14 protein-coding genes are annotated in these 16,725 nt (G+C 35.4%); 11 read left to right on the top strand and 3 right to left on the bottom strand.

Features of this window, described 5'->3' with window-relative positions:
• Window positions 1-215 precede the first annotated feature (215 nt).
• Window positions 216-1,340 (top strand): metallophosphoesterase, encoded by a 1,125-nt coding sequence (locus MHH73_RS12240; protein WP_341067081.1) that lies wholly within the window; start codon window positions 216-218, stop codon window positions 1,338-1,340.
• A gap of 276 nt (window positions 1,341-1,616) precedes the next feature.
• Here the strand turns inward: MHH73_RS12240 and MHH73_RS12235 are convergent, their stop codons facing one another.
• Together MHH73_RS12235 and MHH73_RS12230 are read right to left on the bottom strand one after the other, a co-directional pair.
• Window positions 1,617-3,065: a spore germination protein gene (locus tag MHH73_RS12235; RefSeq protein ID WP_191814270.1), complete on the bottom strand. Its 1,449-nt coding sequence runs from the start codon at window positions 3,063-3,065 to the stop codon at window positions 1,617-1,619.
• A gap of 5 nt (window positions 3,066-3,070) precedes the next feature.
• A complete protein-coding gene (locus MHH73_RS12230) occupies window positions 3,071-4,147 on the bottom strand; it encodes an endospore germination permease (protein ID WP_341067079.1) in 1,077 nt (358 codons plus the stop codon).
• 151 nt (window positions 4,148-4,298) lie between these two features.
• Between MHH73_RS12230 and MHH73_RS12225 the strand changes: the two genes are divergently transcribed.
• From MHH73_RS12225 to MHH73_RS12180, 10 genes are all read left to right on the top strand, one after another.
• The gene (locus MHH73_RS12225; RefSeq protein ID WP_341067075.1) at window positions 4,299-5,405 is read left to right on the top strand and encodes an ABC transporter ATP-binding protein; all 1,107 of its coding nucleotides are present in this window, start codon (window positions 4,299-4,301) and stop codon (window positions 5,403-5,405) included.
• A complete protein-coding gene (locus MHH73_RS12220; protein WP_191814264.1) occupies window positions 5,395-6,201 on the top strand; it encodes an ABC transporter permease in 807 nt (268 codons plus the stop codon). The genes MHH73_RS12225 and MHH73_RS12220 overlap by 11 nt, the downstream gene beginning before the upstream one ends.
• Window positions 6,198-6,998, top strand: coding sequence for an ABC transporter permease (locus MHH73_RS12215; RefSeq protein ID WP_191814262.1), 801 nt, complete (start codon window positions 6,198-6,200; stop codon window positions 6,996-6,998). The genes MHH73_RS12220 and MHH73_RS12215 overlap by 4 nt, the downstream gene beginning before the upstream one ends.
• Window positions 6,995-8,071 carry an ABC transporter substrate-binding protein gene (locus MHH73_RS12210; RefSeq protein WP_341067068.1) on the top strand — a complete coding sequence of 359 codons (1,077 nt, stop codon included), beginning with the start codon at window positions 6,995-6,997 and terminating at the stop codon, window positions 8,069-8,071. Before MHH73_RS12215 ends, MHH73_RS12210 begins: the two co-directional genes overlap by 4 nt.
• 250 nt (window positions 8,072-8,321) lie before the next feature.
• Complete coding sequence (locus MHH73_RS12205) at window positions 8,322-9,167, top strand: MurR/RpiR family transcriptional regulator (RefSeq protein ID WP_191814258.1); 846 nt, start codon at window positions 8,322-8,324, stop codon at window positions 9,165-9,167.
• 21 nt (window positions 9,168-9,188) lie between these two features.
• Window positions 9,189-10,316: a M20 peptidase aminoacylase family protein gene (locus MHH73_RS12200; RefSeq protein ID WP_445662523.1), complete on the top strand. Its 1,128-nt coding sequence runs from the start codon at window positions 9,189-9,191 to the stop codon at window positions 10,314-10,316.
• A gap of 3 nt (window positions 10,317-10,319) precedes the next feature.
• The gene (locus tag MHH73_RS12195; protein WP_225230603.1) at window positions 10,320-11,156 is read left to right on the top strand and encodes a GNAT family N-acetyltransferase; all 837 of its coding nucleotides are present in this window, start codon (window positions 10,320-10,322) and stop codon (window positions 11,154-11,156) included.
• Window positions 11,153-12,259 (top strand): o-succinylbenzoate synthase, encoded by a 1,107-nt coding sequence (gene menC / locus MHH73_RS12190; RefSeq protein ID WP_191814254.1) that lies wholly within the window; start codon window positions 11,153-11,155, stop codon window positions 12,257-12,259. The genes MHH73_RS12195 and menC overlap by 4 nt, the downstream gene beginning before the upstream one ends.
• Window positions 12,260-12,349: 90 nt before the next feature.
• On the top strand, window positions 12,350-13,429 hold the full coding sequence (locus MHH73_RS12185) for a YkvI family membrane protein (protein ID WP_191814252.1): 1,080 nt from the start codon (window positions 12,350-12,352) through the stop codon (window positions 13,427-13,429).
• 57 nt (window positions 13,430-13,486) lie between these two features.
• Window positions 13,487-14,269, top strand: coding sequence for a divergent polysaccharide deacetylase family protein (locus tag MHH73_RS12180; protein ID WP_445662522.1), 783 nt, complete (start codon window positions 13,487-13,489; stop codon window positions 14,267-14,269).
• A 645-nt stretch (window positions 14,270-14,914) separates the two neighbouring features.
• Here MHH73_RS12180 and MHH73_RS12175 read toward each other — a convergent pair.
• Window positions 14,915-16,615 (bottom strand): AAA family ATPase, encoded by a 1,701-nt coding sequence (locus MHH73_RS12175; RefSeq protein ID WP_445662521.1) that lies wholly within the window; start codon window positions 16,613-16,615, stop codon window positions 14,915-14,917.
• Window positions 16,616-16,725 lie beyond the last annotated feature (110 nt).

Genomic DNA, 16,725 nt, shown 5'->3' with positions numbered 1-16,725 from the left:
ATTTCCTTATATTTATTATTCTATCCTACTTTTTTTTAATTTCATATATTTTTCTTTAGATAAAAAAATATAATGGCTTGTTCTAACCTATGCACAATACCAATTATAAATGTGTTAATTGGAATAAAGTGGTTTAGGACAATTTGCTTTCCATCGAATGATTTTAAGCGAGTCATGACAAAATAAGAATTCATCAAATGTGTTGAGGTGAAATGATGAAAAGTCATATGCGAAAGATAACTGTCGTTTTCTTTATACTTCCTATCATTGGATGGCTCTTCGGTTTCTCGTTATTTACTAACGCTTATGCCTCATCAGCTCCGGTTAAATTACGGATTCTACAAACAACAGATATGCATGGTCATATGATGGATGAAAACGATGAAGGCGAATCTGTTAGCGATTTTGGACTCGTTAGAACCGCAACTTTAATTAAGAGTGAACGTCACGAAAACAAAAATGTCTTATTATTTGATACTGGTGATATCTTAGAAGGAAATGCATTTGCAGATTATGTATTTCAAACAAGATTGATGCATTTAGGACAAACTCACCCGGTAATTAATGTCATGAATACACTACAATATGATGCCATGACACTCGGAAATCATGAGTTCAATTATGGTATCGGCTTTTTAACGGAAAGCTTAAGAGATGCAACGTTTCCAATTGTAAGTAGCAATATATACAATGAGGATATGACGAAAAATATCTTTGATGATGTTTCTTATATGAATCCATATGTGATTCTTGAGCGGACATTGATCGATGAATATGGGAATGAGCGTGCAATAAAAATTGGAGTGATTGGTTTTTTAACCCCTATTGTCGCCGATTGGAATAGCAATTATTTTAAGCAAAAGTTAAAAATGAGAACAATCACTGAAACGGCTAATCAGTATATTCCACAAATGAAAGCAGAAGGGGCAGATATTATCATTGCTTTAGCTCATGTTGGTATCAATGCTGACAAGGGCCTTACTCAGCAAGAAGGGAATAGCGTGAATGAATTAAAATCAATAGAGAATATTGATGTGATTCTTTTTGGACATAGTCATAATATTTTTCCAGAAAAACCGAATGAATGGCTTCAATCTCAGACAACACCATTTATCGTTCAAGCGGGGCATTGGGGAAATCATTTAGGGAGAATAGAACTTGAGCTAACTCATGACGGAAAACAATGGAATATTGAAGAAGGAGCTACTTCTGTAATGCCCATTTTTAAGCAAGTTAAAGGGAAAAAAGTGCCTAATGTCTCTAAAGATAAGCAGATAGAGGCATTGATAAGGGGACCGTATAAAGAGTTAAAGAGTTTCCGCAAGTATAACTCGCACTGATGGCAAACGGAAACCTAAAGGAAGGGAGGGAAATGAAAAGTATATAACAAAAAGAACATGCATAGGTAAAAATCTAATTTATGAGCTGGGGAGTTTTTAACTCCTTTTTTGTTTGGTCTCATCTTGTATGAATTTTTGCAGCAGTTTAAAAACTGTAAATAAATAATAAACTGTTTATCTTGAAAAGCAATACTGATAAACAGCGTATACGGGTGCAGCATTTTCTCAAACTTTGGTAACCACTTAAAAGCAGATAAGTATAAATTTCCATTTTCTTTAATCAGTGTCATCATTTTTTCGCGTTTTATCTTTAACTCCGTAAGATAGATTTCTTTTTTTCTGTAGGCTAAAAGGAAGTGTAACAAACATTTTTAGTTCTTCTGACCACTTTTTTTGCTTTGCTATGTTTAAAAAAGGAATACCAAAGGATTTGAGTGTAGATAAATGGATAAAAACACAAATTACCGAAAGAATAAAACCAAATATACCAAAAGCATAACTGATTAATAAGACAGCCATTCTCAAGAAAAAGACATTACCCGTAAGACTGGCATTAACAAGAGTAAACCCTGCTATTGCTGTAATTCCGACAACAATGAGTAGCGTAGGCGAGGTTATACCCGCTCTAATCGCTGCATCACCAATGATTAATCCCCCTATGACTGCAACTGTTTGTCCAATTCCTTTTGGTAGTCTTGCACCCGCTTCTTTAAACAACTCAAACATAATAAAAATTGTAATCATTTCCAGTAGTGTCGAAAACGGTAAACCCATCTTTGCAATCGTAATAGTGGCAATTAACGGCAAAGGTAATTGTCCCACATTATGCGTAACAAGTGCTGTATAAAACCCTGGTAAAAATACCGTCAGGAATAAGCTTAGTAATCGAATCATTCGTTCTACTGAGGAGTAATAAAAGCTAATATTACTATCTTCGGCAGTTTTGACTAGGAAGCTCAAGTTGATTGGGGCGATAATAACTGTAGGTGCACCATCAATCATAATTGAAAATCTTCCTTGATTGAGTGATTCAACGACAAAATCAGGTCGACCTGAGAAATTTGTAAGTGGTAGTAGTGAGTATTTATAATCTATTATTAACTCTTCTAGTTCATCCCGACTTTGCAAAATATCGACATCAATTTTATTTAGTTTCTCGCGTACATTGTTAATTATTTCTTCATTCATAACATCTTTAATATATAGAAGCGCAACCCTCGTTTTCGACCGCCGACCAATTACAAACTCTTCATTAACGAACGAGGGGGTTTTTAACCTTTTACGTACAAGTCCAAGGTTAGTATCAATATTTTCGATAAACCCATCTTTTGGTCCAGTTACTGATACCTCAATAACGGATTCTTCTGGTTGTCTATTCGGTTCATCCTTCACATCATAATAATAAATCCGTTCACGGAAGTTTGATATCACTGCTAATTTACCACAAAATACTTGATGAATTAATTCTTCTTTTGTTAATTTAGCTTTTAAACTGTAATCACTTTGTATATAGTTATAAAGTTTTTCACCTTCTTTATCCTCCTCCATTAAATAAGGAATTACCAGAGAGTGAACTAAATTTATGTTTACAATGGGGCGGCAATATATAATGATAAGCTCTCCCTTAGGAGTATGACGAACAGGGATGCTCTTGATCTGTATATCTGAAGAATGGTTAAAAATTTCTGCCAACTTATCTTTTGTAAAGAGAGATTGATCATACAAGCTCTTCATCCTCCTTGGAATAATTGTTTATTCTTAAAGATAAATATTGAAACCAGGATAAATTGAATAGGAAGAACAATAGTTGATATCGGTAAGAAATAATGAAAAACAAAGTTATAAAATTGGTCTTGGTCTAGCGGCATTACAACCGCAATGAATAACAAGATAAAGATGATACAGATAGGTGTTCTGTTTTTCCCTCCATTCGTAAGAACTTGAGAGGTGAGAAAGGTAAAAAAACCAATTCGGATTGTAGCACCTGAGAGCCATTGGAAAATGGCAAAAAAGTCTGTATGAGAAATATATCTTCCAATAGATATGATTCGCCACTCTTCAAATGCTGGGTACCTAAAGTCAGAAGCGTGTTTTGGCCCAAATTCCACTATAGCCCCAATTGCAGGCCCAATCATTAACCCGATAATCAGTACGCCCAGAATGATTAAATGTTTAATTTTAATCATTCCTTTCATATATGGTAGGAGAAATAAAACAAAAGCAATTTCAATAATCGGTAAGCTTGTGTAAAACATCCCCTTTAGAATATCTAGTGCACCTTCTTGGAAAATGGGTAATAACAACTCATAATGTTTTTTCTTCATGTTAGCGAATGAAACAAAAAAACCTAAAAATATGACTGCTGGTAGTAACATACGGCTAATAATGGCCATTGATTCCACACCGGAAAAACTGCAATAGAAGCAGGCAATTAATAGTACACCACCAATTATCAAAGTGGGAAAATTTTGCATAAAACTTAATTGTGACCAATAGACAATTTCTTTTGTAGAGACAAAGGCAGAAATTATTAAATATAGGATTAAAGGGAAGAATAAAATATAGAATTTTAACTTTCCTAATTTTTTACTAATAATTCGGATAAACGGCGCTCCTTTAACTGTTTGTCCCATTTTATAAATAAGAGGGATGAATAAAATCAAAGGAATAATGGCAAGTAACATACTGATCCATGTATCGCGTCCAGAGGTAGATAATACAGCAGGAATAATTTCAACATGAGCAAATAAACCGATACCGAGAATAAAAATATAGGCAATGCTAATAAAGCTTAGTTTTTGATTCAAAGTTACTCACCTTTTTTTCCTTATTGTCTCAGCAATTCCAATTATTATGCGCAGATAAAAATATCAATATTTATTTTTTATTGTGTATTGATTATCCGTTTTTTTTAATCTAGAATTACAAAGAAATATCTTATAGAAGAAGGAGATTGGAATGTCAGACCAAACTATTATTCGTTTTGAAAACGTAACAAAGCAATATGATAATGACCCGGCTGTCTTAAATGATGTTTCATTTGAAATAGAGCGTGGAAAATTCTATACTTTGCTCGGTCCTTCTGGATGCGGAAAAACAACAATCCTTCGCTTAATTGCTGGATTTATTTCACCATCAAAAGGCGATATTTATTTTAATAATAAAAAGGTAAATGAAGTACCTGCAAATAAAAGACAAGTGAATACTGTCTTTCAGGATTATGCACTTTTTCCTCATTTGAATGTCTTTGAGAACGTAGCATTTGGACTTAGAATAAAAAAACTCAAATCTGAAATAATCAATCAAAAAGTAATAGAAGCTTTAAAATTTGTGAACTTAGAAGGATATGAAAAAAGAGAGATAAAAGAGATGTCAGGTGGGCAAAGACAACGTGTTGCGATTGCGCGAGCGATTGTTAATGAACCTGAGCTTATTCTCCTTGATGAACCATTATCTGCACTAGATTTAAAGTTGCGAACAGAAATGCAATATGAACTGCGAGAATTACAAAGAAATTTAGGTATCACTTTTATTTTTGTTACACATGATCAAGAAGAGGCGTTAGCAATGTCTGATGAAATTTTTGTTCTTAATAACGGTAAAATAGAACAAAGTGGTACCCCTAATGATATATATGATGAGCCGATTAATCGTTTTGTTGCCGACTTTATCGGGGAATCTAATATTGTTGAAGGTGTAATGGTTGAAGATTATGTTGTTCGCTTTACAGGTAAAACATTTGCTTGTGTCGATGCGGGTTTAAATCAAAATGAAACGGTCGAGATAGTCATTCGCCCAGAAGATCTAGAAATTACTAGTCCTGATGTTGGTAAGTTAAAGGTGAAAGTCGATTCACAATTATTTAGAGGCGTACATTATGAGATAAGTTGTTATGATGAAGATGGCAATGAGTGGCTCGTTCACTCGACGAAAAAAGCGATTGTCGGAAGTGAAATTGGTCTCTACTTTGAGCCAGAAGACATACATGTCATGCGTCTTGGTGAAACAGAAGAGGAGTTCGATAAGCGTCTCGAAGCATATGAAGAGGGAAGTTATGAAAGCTAAATCTCGTAATTATTATTTAATTCCTTATGTTTTATGGATTGCTCTTTTCGTCATCACACCAATAGTTTTAGTTGTTTATTATTCTTTTTTTAATATAGAAGGCGATTTTTCCTTAGAGAATTATCAAAAATTCTTTACGCCTGTTTATTTAAAAATGACACTTAGCTCCTTTTGGTACGCGTTATTAATTACTTTTTTCACGTTATTAATCGCTTATCCTACAGCCTATTTATTAACAAAAACAAAGCATAAACAATTATGGTTACTACTTATTATCGTTCCTTCATGGATCAATTTATTATTAAAAGCTTACGCATTTATAGGTATTTTTGGCACATATGGAGCAGCCAATAAATTTCTCGAAGTGATGGGTGTAGGTGGAAAGCAAATTTTATTTACTGACTTTAGTTTTGTGTTTGTTTCTGTCTATATCTTTTTACCGTTTATGATTTTACCGATCTTTAATGCACTAGATGAACTGAACCCATCCTTTATTGATGCTTCAAAAGATTTAGGTGCTTCAAGCTGGCGAACTTTTTCTCGTGTCGTTTTCCCATTGACTTTAGATGGGGTCAAATCTGGGTGCCAAATCGTATTCATCCCTGCCCTATCTTTATTCATGTTGACAAGATTAATCGCAGGAAACCGAGTGATTACATTAGGTACAGCTATTGAGCAACATTTTCTCGTAACGCAAGATTGGGGAATGGGGGCAACTATTGCAGTTTTCTTAATTATTTTTATGGTTGTCATTATGCTTCTTACTGGTAGAAGAAAGAGAGGCGAAATGCGATGAAGAGATTTAAATGGTCCTCTCTGTATTTAATCATCATTTTTATGGTTTTATATGCACCGATTTTTTATTTGATTTTTTATTCCTTCAATAGTGGCGGTGATATGTATCACTTTGAAGGGTTTACATTGGATTGGTATAAAGAAATATTTAATGACACAAGGCTACTAATCATAGTATTAAATACAATAATTGTTGCCCTTCTGTCATCAGCTATTTCGACAGTTTTAGGCGTGGCTGGTGCTTTGGCCATTTATTATGCAAGAAGAAGAAGAACAAAAAATACTTTATTGTCGTTAAATAATGTTTTAATTGTTAGTCCTGACGTCATTATTGGTGCATCTTTTCTCATCTTTTTCACAATGATTGGTATAAAGCTCGGCTTTATTTCCGTCTTATTGGCGCATATTGCCTTTAGTGTACCAATTGTTGTCCTAATGGTATTACCTAAGTTAGAAGAAATGAGTACGAGCATCATTTATGCGGCTTTGGATTTAGGTGCAAGTCGATTAGATGTGTTAACAAAGGTTGTATTGCCTTATATTACACCTGGTATATTTGCTGGTTTCTTTATGGCACTTACTTATTCTTTGGATGATTTCGCTGTTACCTTTTTTGTGACCGGTAATGGATTCTCAACGCTTTCCGTAGAAATTTATGCGCTGGCAAGACAAGGGGTATCACTAAGTATCAATGCCTTATCCGCATTGTTATTTTTATTCACCATGTTATTAGTCGTTGGGTATTACTTTATAACAAAGAAGACGAGCAAGATCGGTCGAATGGGGGTTAGAAAATGAAAAACCTCATACGTGCTTTGTCACTTGTATTAATTGTTTCTTTTGTATTGCTGTATATCGTTAACCGCTTAAATACTGCACAAGGATATACAGGCGAGCACACGATTACTGTCTATAACTGGGGAGATTATATTGACCCTGAGTTATTGGAGCAGTTTGAAGATGAAACAGGTATCAAAGTAATTTACGAAACCTTTGATTCAAATGAAGCTATGTTAACAAAAATAGAGCAGGGTGGTACCTCATATGATATAGCCGTACCGTCAGAATACATGATTGACAAAATGAAACAGGAAGATTTGCTTCTCCCTATTGATCATGCACAACTGCCGAATTTGAAAAATATTGATCCTCGTTTTCTAAATTTAGCATTTGATGAAAACAATGAATACTCTATCCCTTATTTTTGGGGAACAGTAGGTATTCTTTATCATCCTGCCAAAGTAAGTGATGAAATTGATTTTAAACAATGGGACGATCTTTGGCATCCAAGTTTAAAAAATGATGTATTACTTGTTGATGGAGCAAGAGAGGTCATCGGTTTTGGCTTAAATAGCCTCGAGTATTCTTTGAACGAAACAGATAAAGGAAGATTACTGGAAGCGAAAAATAAACTTGATACATTAACACCGAATATAAAAGCTATCGTTGGTGATGAAATTAAATTATTAATGCAAAATAATGAAGCGGCTGTTGCTGTTTTATGGTCTGGAACTGCCCAAGATGCGATGTGGGAAAATGAATCACTGGAATATATGGTTCCTGAAGAAGGTTCGAATCTTTGGTTTGACAATATGGTCATCCCAAAGACAACAAAAAATAGAGAGGCGGCTCATCAATTTATTAACTTTATGTTAGATCCGAAAGTTGCTGCTCAAAACGCTGAATATGTCGGTTACTCAACACCGAATAAAGCAGCTCTTCCTCATATGGATGAGGAAACTACAAGTGATGAACGTTTCTATCCAGATGAAGAGCAAACAGCTAAGCTAGAAGTATACGAGAACCTAGGTAAACAAATGCTCGCATACTATAATGAACTGTTTCTTGAATTTAAGATGCATCGTAAATAAACAATAAGTAAAATGATAAAAAAATGCATATATCGCAAGCCGAAAAGCGGACAAATTTCAATGGTGGAATTTGTCCGCTTTTTTTTGCATTGTGCAATGATCAATGCTTATAGGCAATCAAATTGAAACTTTTTCGCAATAAAGCATTGAAATAACTGAAAGATTGTGATAATTTACTATAAACAAGAAGTAAACCCTTCTAATATATTGCATAAAAAGCACAGACTTCATTTCCAAGGTTGGTGATTAGATGAATCTGAAAGAAGTTATTACATTGAGTTATGAAGGACTATCGAAAACACAACAGAAACTAGCCACTTATTTACTAGACCATGATCAAGATATAGCCGTATTGTCAGCAAAGGAATTAGGTAAAAAAGCAGGTGTGAGCGAAACCACTGTCATCCGTTTTTGTTACCGAATAGGATTATCAGGCTATACTGAATTACAAAAAGAAGTTCGTGAGCAATTCTTTCACGATAAAAGCAGCTTAGATTCTTATATTCAGACGAAGCAACCATTCGCTGGCGAACCACATTTTCTAGAAAAAGTGATGAATATGGATGCCGAGCGGATCACTCAAGCCATTCAGACAATAGATGAAGCAAAATTTGATTTGATTATTGATCAGTTGAAATCAGCCCAAAAGATTTATGTTATCGGTGCAAGAACATCATTTGCTGCTGCAAGTTGGTTAGCATTTACATTAGGGCTTGTGAAGGTTGATGTTCACCTTATTCGAACAGAGTCCGATGATTTATTAAAAATTTTACATTCGATGGATGAAACTTCAGTTGTGGTTTCAATTAGTTTTCATCGTTATGTGAAAAGTACGACTGATTTTACAAAGCAAGCAAAAAGCCAAAATGCCAAAGTCGTTGGGATTACTGACACGCCACTATCTCCATTAAAAAACCATGTGGACATTCTTATACCACTTTTTTCAGGGAAGAAACCTACACTTGATTCTACACCGGTGCTGTTTTCATTCTTGAATGCGATAATTGCGGCAATGATGACAGAGAATAAAGAGGCATTTAAAGAAGAAAAGGATTATTACGATAAAGTGTTCCATGATTATTTTGAAATCAGTTAACAGCTTAAAGGGGTGAAAGAATTGCAGGTACTAGAAGCACTAAAGCCAAAATTAACAAACATATTTAATCATCTACATCAAAATCCAGAAATAAGCTGGCAAGAAACACAAACAACAGCATTTATAGCTGAGGTTTTAAAAGAAGAAGGGGTCTGTTTTCTAACTTTACCTACAACGACAGGACTCATTGCCGAAATAGGTAGCGGTGAAAAAGCCATTGGCATTAGAACTGATATAGATGCACTGTGGCAGGAAGTGAATGGAGTAATGCAGGCCAATCATTCATGTGGACATGATGCACATATGACTATGGCGATCGGTACATTACTTGTACTGCATCGATTAAATGTACATAAAAAAGGCAGGATTAAATTTTTATTCCAACCAGCTGAAGAAAAAGGTACCGGCGCATTGAAGTTTATTGAAGAGGGATTAGTTGACGATTTGAGTTATTTATTCGGCGTACATGTAAGGCCGATTCAGGAGTTGGCAGATGGTCAATGCTCACCAGCTATTATGCACGGAGCTGGACGGTTTGTAACTGGAGAAATCATTGGAGAAGATGCCCATGGAGCGAGACCTCATCTGGGGCAAAGCGCGATTGAAATAGGTGCAGCGATGGTTCAAGAATTGAATCGAATCAAATTAGATCCCATGGTCCCACATTCAGTTAAAATGACAAAGTTCCAAGCCGGTGGTGACTCAAGTAATATTATTCCAGGTAAAGCGCAATTCAGTTTAGATTTAAGGGCACAAACAAATGAAGTGATGCAGCAATTAGCAACTAAAGTAGAAGCAATTTTTGCTTACCTTTCATCTCTTTATGAGGTGGAAATTCATTATGAAATAACAGCTGATATTGCTGCAGCACAAGTAGATGATGATGCAGTGCAATTAATGGGCCAGGCAATTATTGAAACAATTGGTAAAGACAAAATGGTTCCACCAATTATCACATCAGGGGGAGAAGATTTCCATTTTTATACTTTAAAAAAACCTGAATTGAAGGCAACGATGCTAGGGCTTGGTTGTGGATTATCTCCTGGGTTACATCATCCTGAAATGAATTTTAACCATGAAGCGATATTTACTGGCATTGAAATCCTTGTCAAAACAGTATTAAATACGTTAGAAAAAGAAGGTGCGTAGCCAATGCTCACTGGCTTAGAGATAAAAAAATTGACAACGATAGAAGAGATGGAAACAATCCAAAAGCTAGAGCGAGACGTATGGGGGATGGATCCCATTCCTGTCCACCAAACGGCAACAGCAATAAAAAATGGTGGTCTCATGCTAGGTGCCTTTGATGAAAATAATCTGATTGGATTCAGCTATGGATTTCCTGGTTATGCAAATGGAGAAGCTTTCCTTTGTTCTCATATGCTTGGTATCCATCAAAGCTATCGTGATAAAGGAATTGGTGCTCTACTTAAAGTGGCACAAAGGGAAGCTGCTGAGGAAATGGGGTACAATCTGATTCGCTGGACATTTGATCCTTTACAAAGCAGAAATGCTTACTTGAACTTATCAAAATTAAATGGTATTTGTAATGATTATCTTGTGAATTGTTATGGTGAAATGGTCGATGGAATTAACAAAGGCTTACCAAGTGATCGTTTCAACATCGAGTGGCGAATCAGCAGTTCACATGTCAAACAACAGCTTAATTATGATGTGACACCGATATACCCATTTGAAGTTGTCCATCGAGATGATTTTCCTGCGATAAGCGAAATGGAACAAACGTTACAACATATTGATTATAATGAAATGAGTATTGCTGTCCCCATTCCAGCAGAGTTTATGGAAATAAAAAAACATAATCCTGCATTAGCAAAGGAATGGCGAGAGGTGACAAGAAAGATCTTTCAGCAACTCTTTCAGCATGGGTACACCGCGTATGATGTCCAAAAAAATAATCATGTAAGCTATATCATCACGATCAAAAGACAAAAATTACAATTAGATGTGAGGGGAAAAAATCAATGAAACTAAAGGAAGTAAAGTTACGCCATCTAAAAATGACAATGAAAGCACCTTTTGCCACTAGCTTTGGATCTTTTCAAGATAAAGAGTTTATCTTATTAGAAGCAACTGATGACTTAGGTAATAGTGGTTGGGGAGAATCTGTTGCTTTTGAGGTGCCTTGGTATAATGAAGAAACATTTAAAACGAATTGGCATATGCTCGAAGATTTTCTCATTCCAGCATTATTAAATAAAGAAATTACCCATCCAGATGAAGTAAGTGAAATCTTTTCTTCTATTAGAAAAAACAATATGGCCAAGTCCACGATAGAAGGAGCTGTATGGGATCTATATGCAAAAAGAAATCAAATCACTTTGGCTAAGGCACTTGGTGGAGAAAAGAAGAAGATTGAAGTAGGGATCAGTATCGGCATACAGAAATCTGTAGAAGATCTACTGCAATTAATTGAGGGCTATGTAGCTGAAGGCTATAAAAGAATGAAAGTAAAGATTAAGCCGGGCTGGGACGTTGATGTAATGAGACAAGTGAGAGAGAAGTTTCCTGACATTTTACTAATGGCGGATGCAAACTCTGCTTATCGTTTAACAGACATTGATCATCTTAAACAATTAGATGAGTTCAATTTAATGATGATTGAGCAGCCTTTAGCTTCAGACGATATTGTCGATCACGCGAAATTACAAGCCGAAATGAAGACACCGATATGCTTAGATGAAAGTATTCATTCACTTGAGGATACACGAAAAGCGGTAGAATTAGGAAGTTGTAAGATTATTAATATTAAAATTGGCCGAGTAGGAGGCTTAACAGAAGCAAAGAAAATCCATGACTATTGTCAAGAACAAGGAATTGCTGTTTGGTGTGGAGGCATGCTAGAGTCAGGCGTTGGAAGAGCACATAATGTTGCTTTAACCACGCTACCTAATTTTATTATGCCTGGTGACACCGCAGGTTCCAAAAGATATTGGGAAAAGGATATCATAACACCTGAGGTTGTTGTAGAAGATGGATATATTACCGTACCTGAAAACGCCGGAATAGGATACGCACCAGATCTAGCGGTCATTGAAAAATATACAATAATGGAAAAAACGTATCAATAATGTCAAATAAGAAAGCCAGCTGTGTGTTTAAAGGCAGCTGCTTTCATTGTTAATTAAATATCAGAAAATTCAAAAATAAGGATGAGGATTATGAGAAAAATCATTCAAATAGCAGGTGCCTATATTGGCACAATTATTGGAGCTGGTTTTGCATCTGGGCAAGAGGTCTTGCAGTTTTTTACTAATTTTGGCTGGCTAGGTTTTATTGGTACAATAGTCGCTACGATTTTATTCATTTTTCTCGGTATGAATATTACGCAAATAGGTAGTAGGCTACAAACAGAATCTCATAAAGATGTTGTTCACTATATTTGTGGAAAGTATATAGGCAGAGTAGTGGATTTTATTATTACTTTCTTTTTATTCGGTGTGGCAACGATTATGTTTGCAGGGGCAGGTTCAACATTTGAACAACAATTTGGTATTGCGAGTCAAATAGGAAGTTTCATTATGGTCCTGTTAACCATGCTGACATGTTTTGTAAATGTTAATCGTGTGATGACGATAATCGGTAGTATCACACCTTTCCTTATCATGCTTGTCATAATTATTTCAGCGTATGCTCTATTTACAGCTGATGCAAATTTCTCACAATTGAGCAATGTAGCGCAAGAAGGAAATCCGGCAGCACCAAATTGGGTGCTAGGTGCCGTGCTTTACGTTTCTTATAACATTACATGTGGAGTAGCAATGTTAGCTGTAATGGGTGGCACAACCAAAAATGCAAAACAAGCAGGTTGGGGTGGTGTTGTTGGTGGTCTTGGGCTTGGACTCATGCTTATACTCATAAATGTCGGAATGTTCACAAGAATAGAAGATGTGGCAACACTCGATATTCCAATGCTTTTTCTAGCGAATGAGATCTCTCCATTCGTTGGTGTATTAATGACAATTATTCTTTTAGGCATGATATACAACACTGCCGTAGGTATGATCTATAGCTTTACTTCAAGGTTAGTGAAAAGAGAAAACAAACATTTTAAATGGGCAGTTCTTGTGATTAGTATGACATCTTTTGTTTCTAGTTTCTTTGGGTTTACAAACTTAGTTGGTATCCTGTATCCGATTACTGGGTATTTAGGTTTAGTACTTATCGCTGCTGTTATCATTGCCTGGGTTCGAAATAGAAAAACTTCCTACACACAAATAGAAAAAAAATCAGCTTTATAAGAAAAGGATGCAATTTTCCTCGAAGTTATGGGAAATTTAACTTGGAGGAGTGATTAGATGAAACGATTATTGTTAACAAGTTTGCTTGTTAATATTATGTTATTTCCATTAATGTGTAAAGGAGGTTTCGCACAAGTGGAAGAAGGGGAAAAGCCCTCTTTGTCCATTGTTATTGATGATTTAGGTAACCATATGAATGGAACAGAAGATATTCTTAATTTGCCGGTTCAGTTAACTGTTGCCATTATGCCGTTTATGCCTTCAACAACTGCAGATGCCAATGCAGCATTCGAAAAAGGGCATGAAGTCATTGTTCATATGCCGATGGAGCCCAAAGTAGGGAAAAAAAGTTGGTTAGGTCCAGGAGCGATTACTGCCGATTTGAGTGATGAAGAAATTCGTAAAAGGGTAGAGGAAGCGATTGAGAATGTGCCACATGCTGTTGGAATGAATCATCATATGGGGTCGAAAATCACTGAAGATAAAAGAATTATGCAAATTGTACTAGAGGTTTGCGCTGAAAAGGGCTTGTATTATCTTGATAGTAAAACGACTGGAAAGAGTGTCATTCCAACACTAGCAGAAGAGCTACACTTACCTTATTTAGAAAACAATATGTTTTTTGATGACACTTATTCCGTCAATCATATTGAAAAACAAACTCAAAGACTAGAGAATAAGCTTAAAACTGAGAATAGCATCATTGCCATAGGGCATGTGGGTGTTTCGGGGCCAATGATGGTTAAGGTTTTAAATCGCCATATTGGACATTTGAAAGAAAATGCCCATATCATTCCTTTATCTGAACAGATTGAAGGAAGTGAATGGCTTCGTCAATAGAGTAGTTTCGAAAACTTAAGAACGAACGGATGAATAGACAGATTAGAAGTGATAATTGAGTTGAAGCCAATTATCACTTCTAATGATTAAAGGACTTTATTCTCTTGTTATTTCCTAGGCAAGCGCAAGAAGTGACATATTTCCTATTATATTGACGAAAATTCGACAACGTTAGACAGAATATGATGCAAGAAAAAACAAATGAATGGCTCTTCTTCGTTTATATTCCCTTCAATATCAAATTTCCCATTCCTTTTCTTTATCATTTCTAAAAAGGCAATCATTAATCTAAGGCAAGTCCCTCGCGTGTTTGTAAAGACGGTATGCTTAGAAAGAAAGAAGCACTGAAAAAAGAATAGTTACTGTGAATGTAAGTAAAATAGAAACAAAAAAACGCCAACTTTCTTTTATAATGATATTAAGCAGGGGCAATTATTTTGTCATCGATTTAATTATTAAAATCAAGAAATGCAGCATTGTATACTTATATATACATTACACTTAGTTTGATATTTGCTTTATCTCGTCTAATAATAGTATTATTCTTTTGTAGAAGTTTTGTTTATGTATGAAGGGAAGGGAAGCAGAAAAAAATGAACACATTCAACAGAGAAATTGAATGTGTTCGTTTACATGCAATGGTCATCAATAATTTTTTCGCACTAATTGTTCAATTTCATCCCCATCTAATGTTTCATAAGACACGAGGGCGTGTACAATGTCTGCATGCGCTTTACTATGTTCGACTAGTAAAGTTTCTGCTCGTTTTAACGCTTGAAAATAAAGGGATTGTAATAATTCTTCTTTACGCTTCGATTCAAAAGAAAGGGTGAAGCCATCCTCTAAAAGCCCGTTTTCAACCATTTGTTCTAACAATTGCTTTGCTTGTTGGACATCTCCGCTTACACCGATACTATGCTCACCTAATAGTTGTCTTTCTGCTACTCCTCCACCTAAAATCATTGCTACTTGATCAAGGAGTTCACTAAAGGTAGATAAATGGAGCTCTTTTTGAATAGGTGCAACATAACCTAATGCTTGGCCACGAGGAATAATAGTCGCTTTTCTGACTGACCCTGGTTTTGTAACAGCTGCAATGAGCGCATGGCCAGCTTCATGGATTGCTACTCTTCGCTTAATTTTTACATCTTGTAAAGGTAGGCTGCTGTTTCCTAAAATGGTACGATCCAATGCAAAATTGAGATCATCTTTTGTAATTTCTTTATGATTATTAAGTATTGCTTTTCTACTTGCTGTCTCAAATAGAGAATGGAGGTCAGCTCCAGAAAAACCGGATGTTGATTCAGCTAAAACGGTAAGTGAAGCTGAGACGTCACTGGCAAGTTGTCGATTTCTTGCATGAATATCAATTATTTCTTTTCTTCCTTTCAAATCAGGTAACTGAATATGAAAGCTGAAGTCAATTCTACCTGGTCGAAGAAATGCATCATCTAGCATATCTTTTCTGTTCGTTGCTGCAATAAATAAAATGCCATCATTTGAATGTCCGCCATCTAATTGAACGAGTAATTCCGTTAATGTTTTTTCACTTTCTTCCCCGCCATGAGGCTTTCTTTTGCCTGCTAACGCATCTACCTCGTCAATAAAAATAACAGCAGGTTGATTTTTGCGGGCATTTTGAAAGAGTGAACGAACTCTTGAAGCACCGACACCAACAAACATTTCATTAAAGGCAGAACCACTTGATGAGTAAAATTGCGCATTTAACTCCTTAGCTATTGCTTGTGCCAGCAATGTTTTACCTGTGCCAGGAGGACCATAAAGAAGAATTCCTTTAGGAGGCTTAATCCCTAATTCCTCCGCTTTTGCTGGCGACTTCAAAGATGATATGGTTTGTAATAATTCATCCTTCATTTCTGGTTGCAAACCTCCAACATCATTTAATGATGTCTGGGGGAGAGGTTTCGCTTTAGATACAGATTGTTTTAGTTGATTGGTTGCGCCCATTTTTCCTGATTTAATTAAATAAATTGTGATTGCAAATAATAATGATAAGAAAGCAATGATCATCCATATGCTATATGGATTAGTCGTAGAATATTTATAGTCTATAGGATAAGTTGTGACAAGGGTTTCAACTTTATCACTATTAGGTGTAATGTGAGAAATAAATTTTTGATCGTTTAAAACCACTTCTATTTTTCCGTTTTTATATTCCTTCATTTCAATGTCACCTTGGTGATTATTTTGTATTTTGGTTTCCAATTGAGAGAAGGGAATGGTATAAGTGGTGGGCTTGTTTATTAAATAATAGGTGATGAAAATAGCAATCATAAATAATATTGAAGCAAAAATGAGAGTTGTACGTTTTATTTTATGTGACAAATTTATAACCCCCAAAAAAATAATATCAAGCATGATTTCGTAATGTAAATATATTTCCATTATAAAGGGAGCGAAGAGCTATTTTTAGTATAAAACGTTGTTAACAAAGG

It is taken from the genome of Cytobacillus sp. FSL K6-0265, assembly GCF_038003465.1.
Classification (GTDB): domain Bacteria; phylum Bacillota; class Bacilli; order Bacillales; family Cytobacillaceae; genus Cytobacillus; species Cytobacillus stercorigallinarum.
This window is presented reverse-complemented; position numbering and strand designations above follow the sequence as displayed.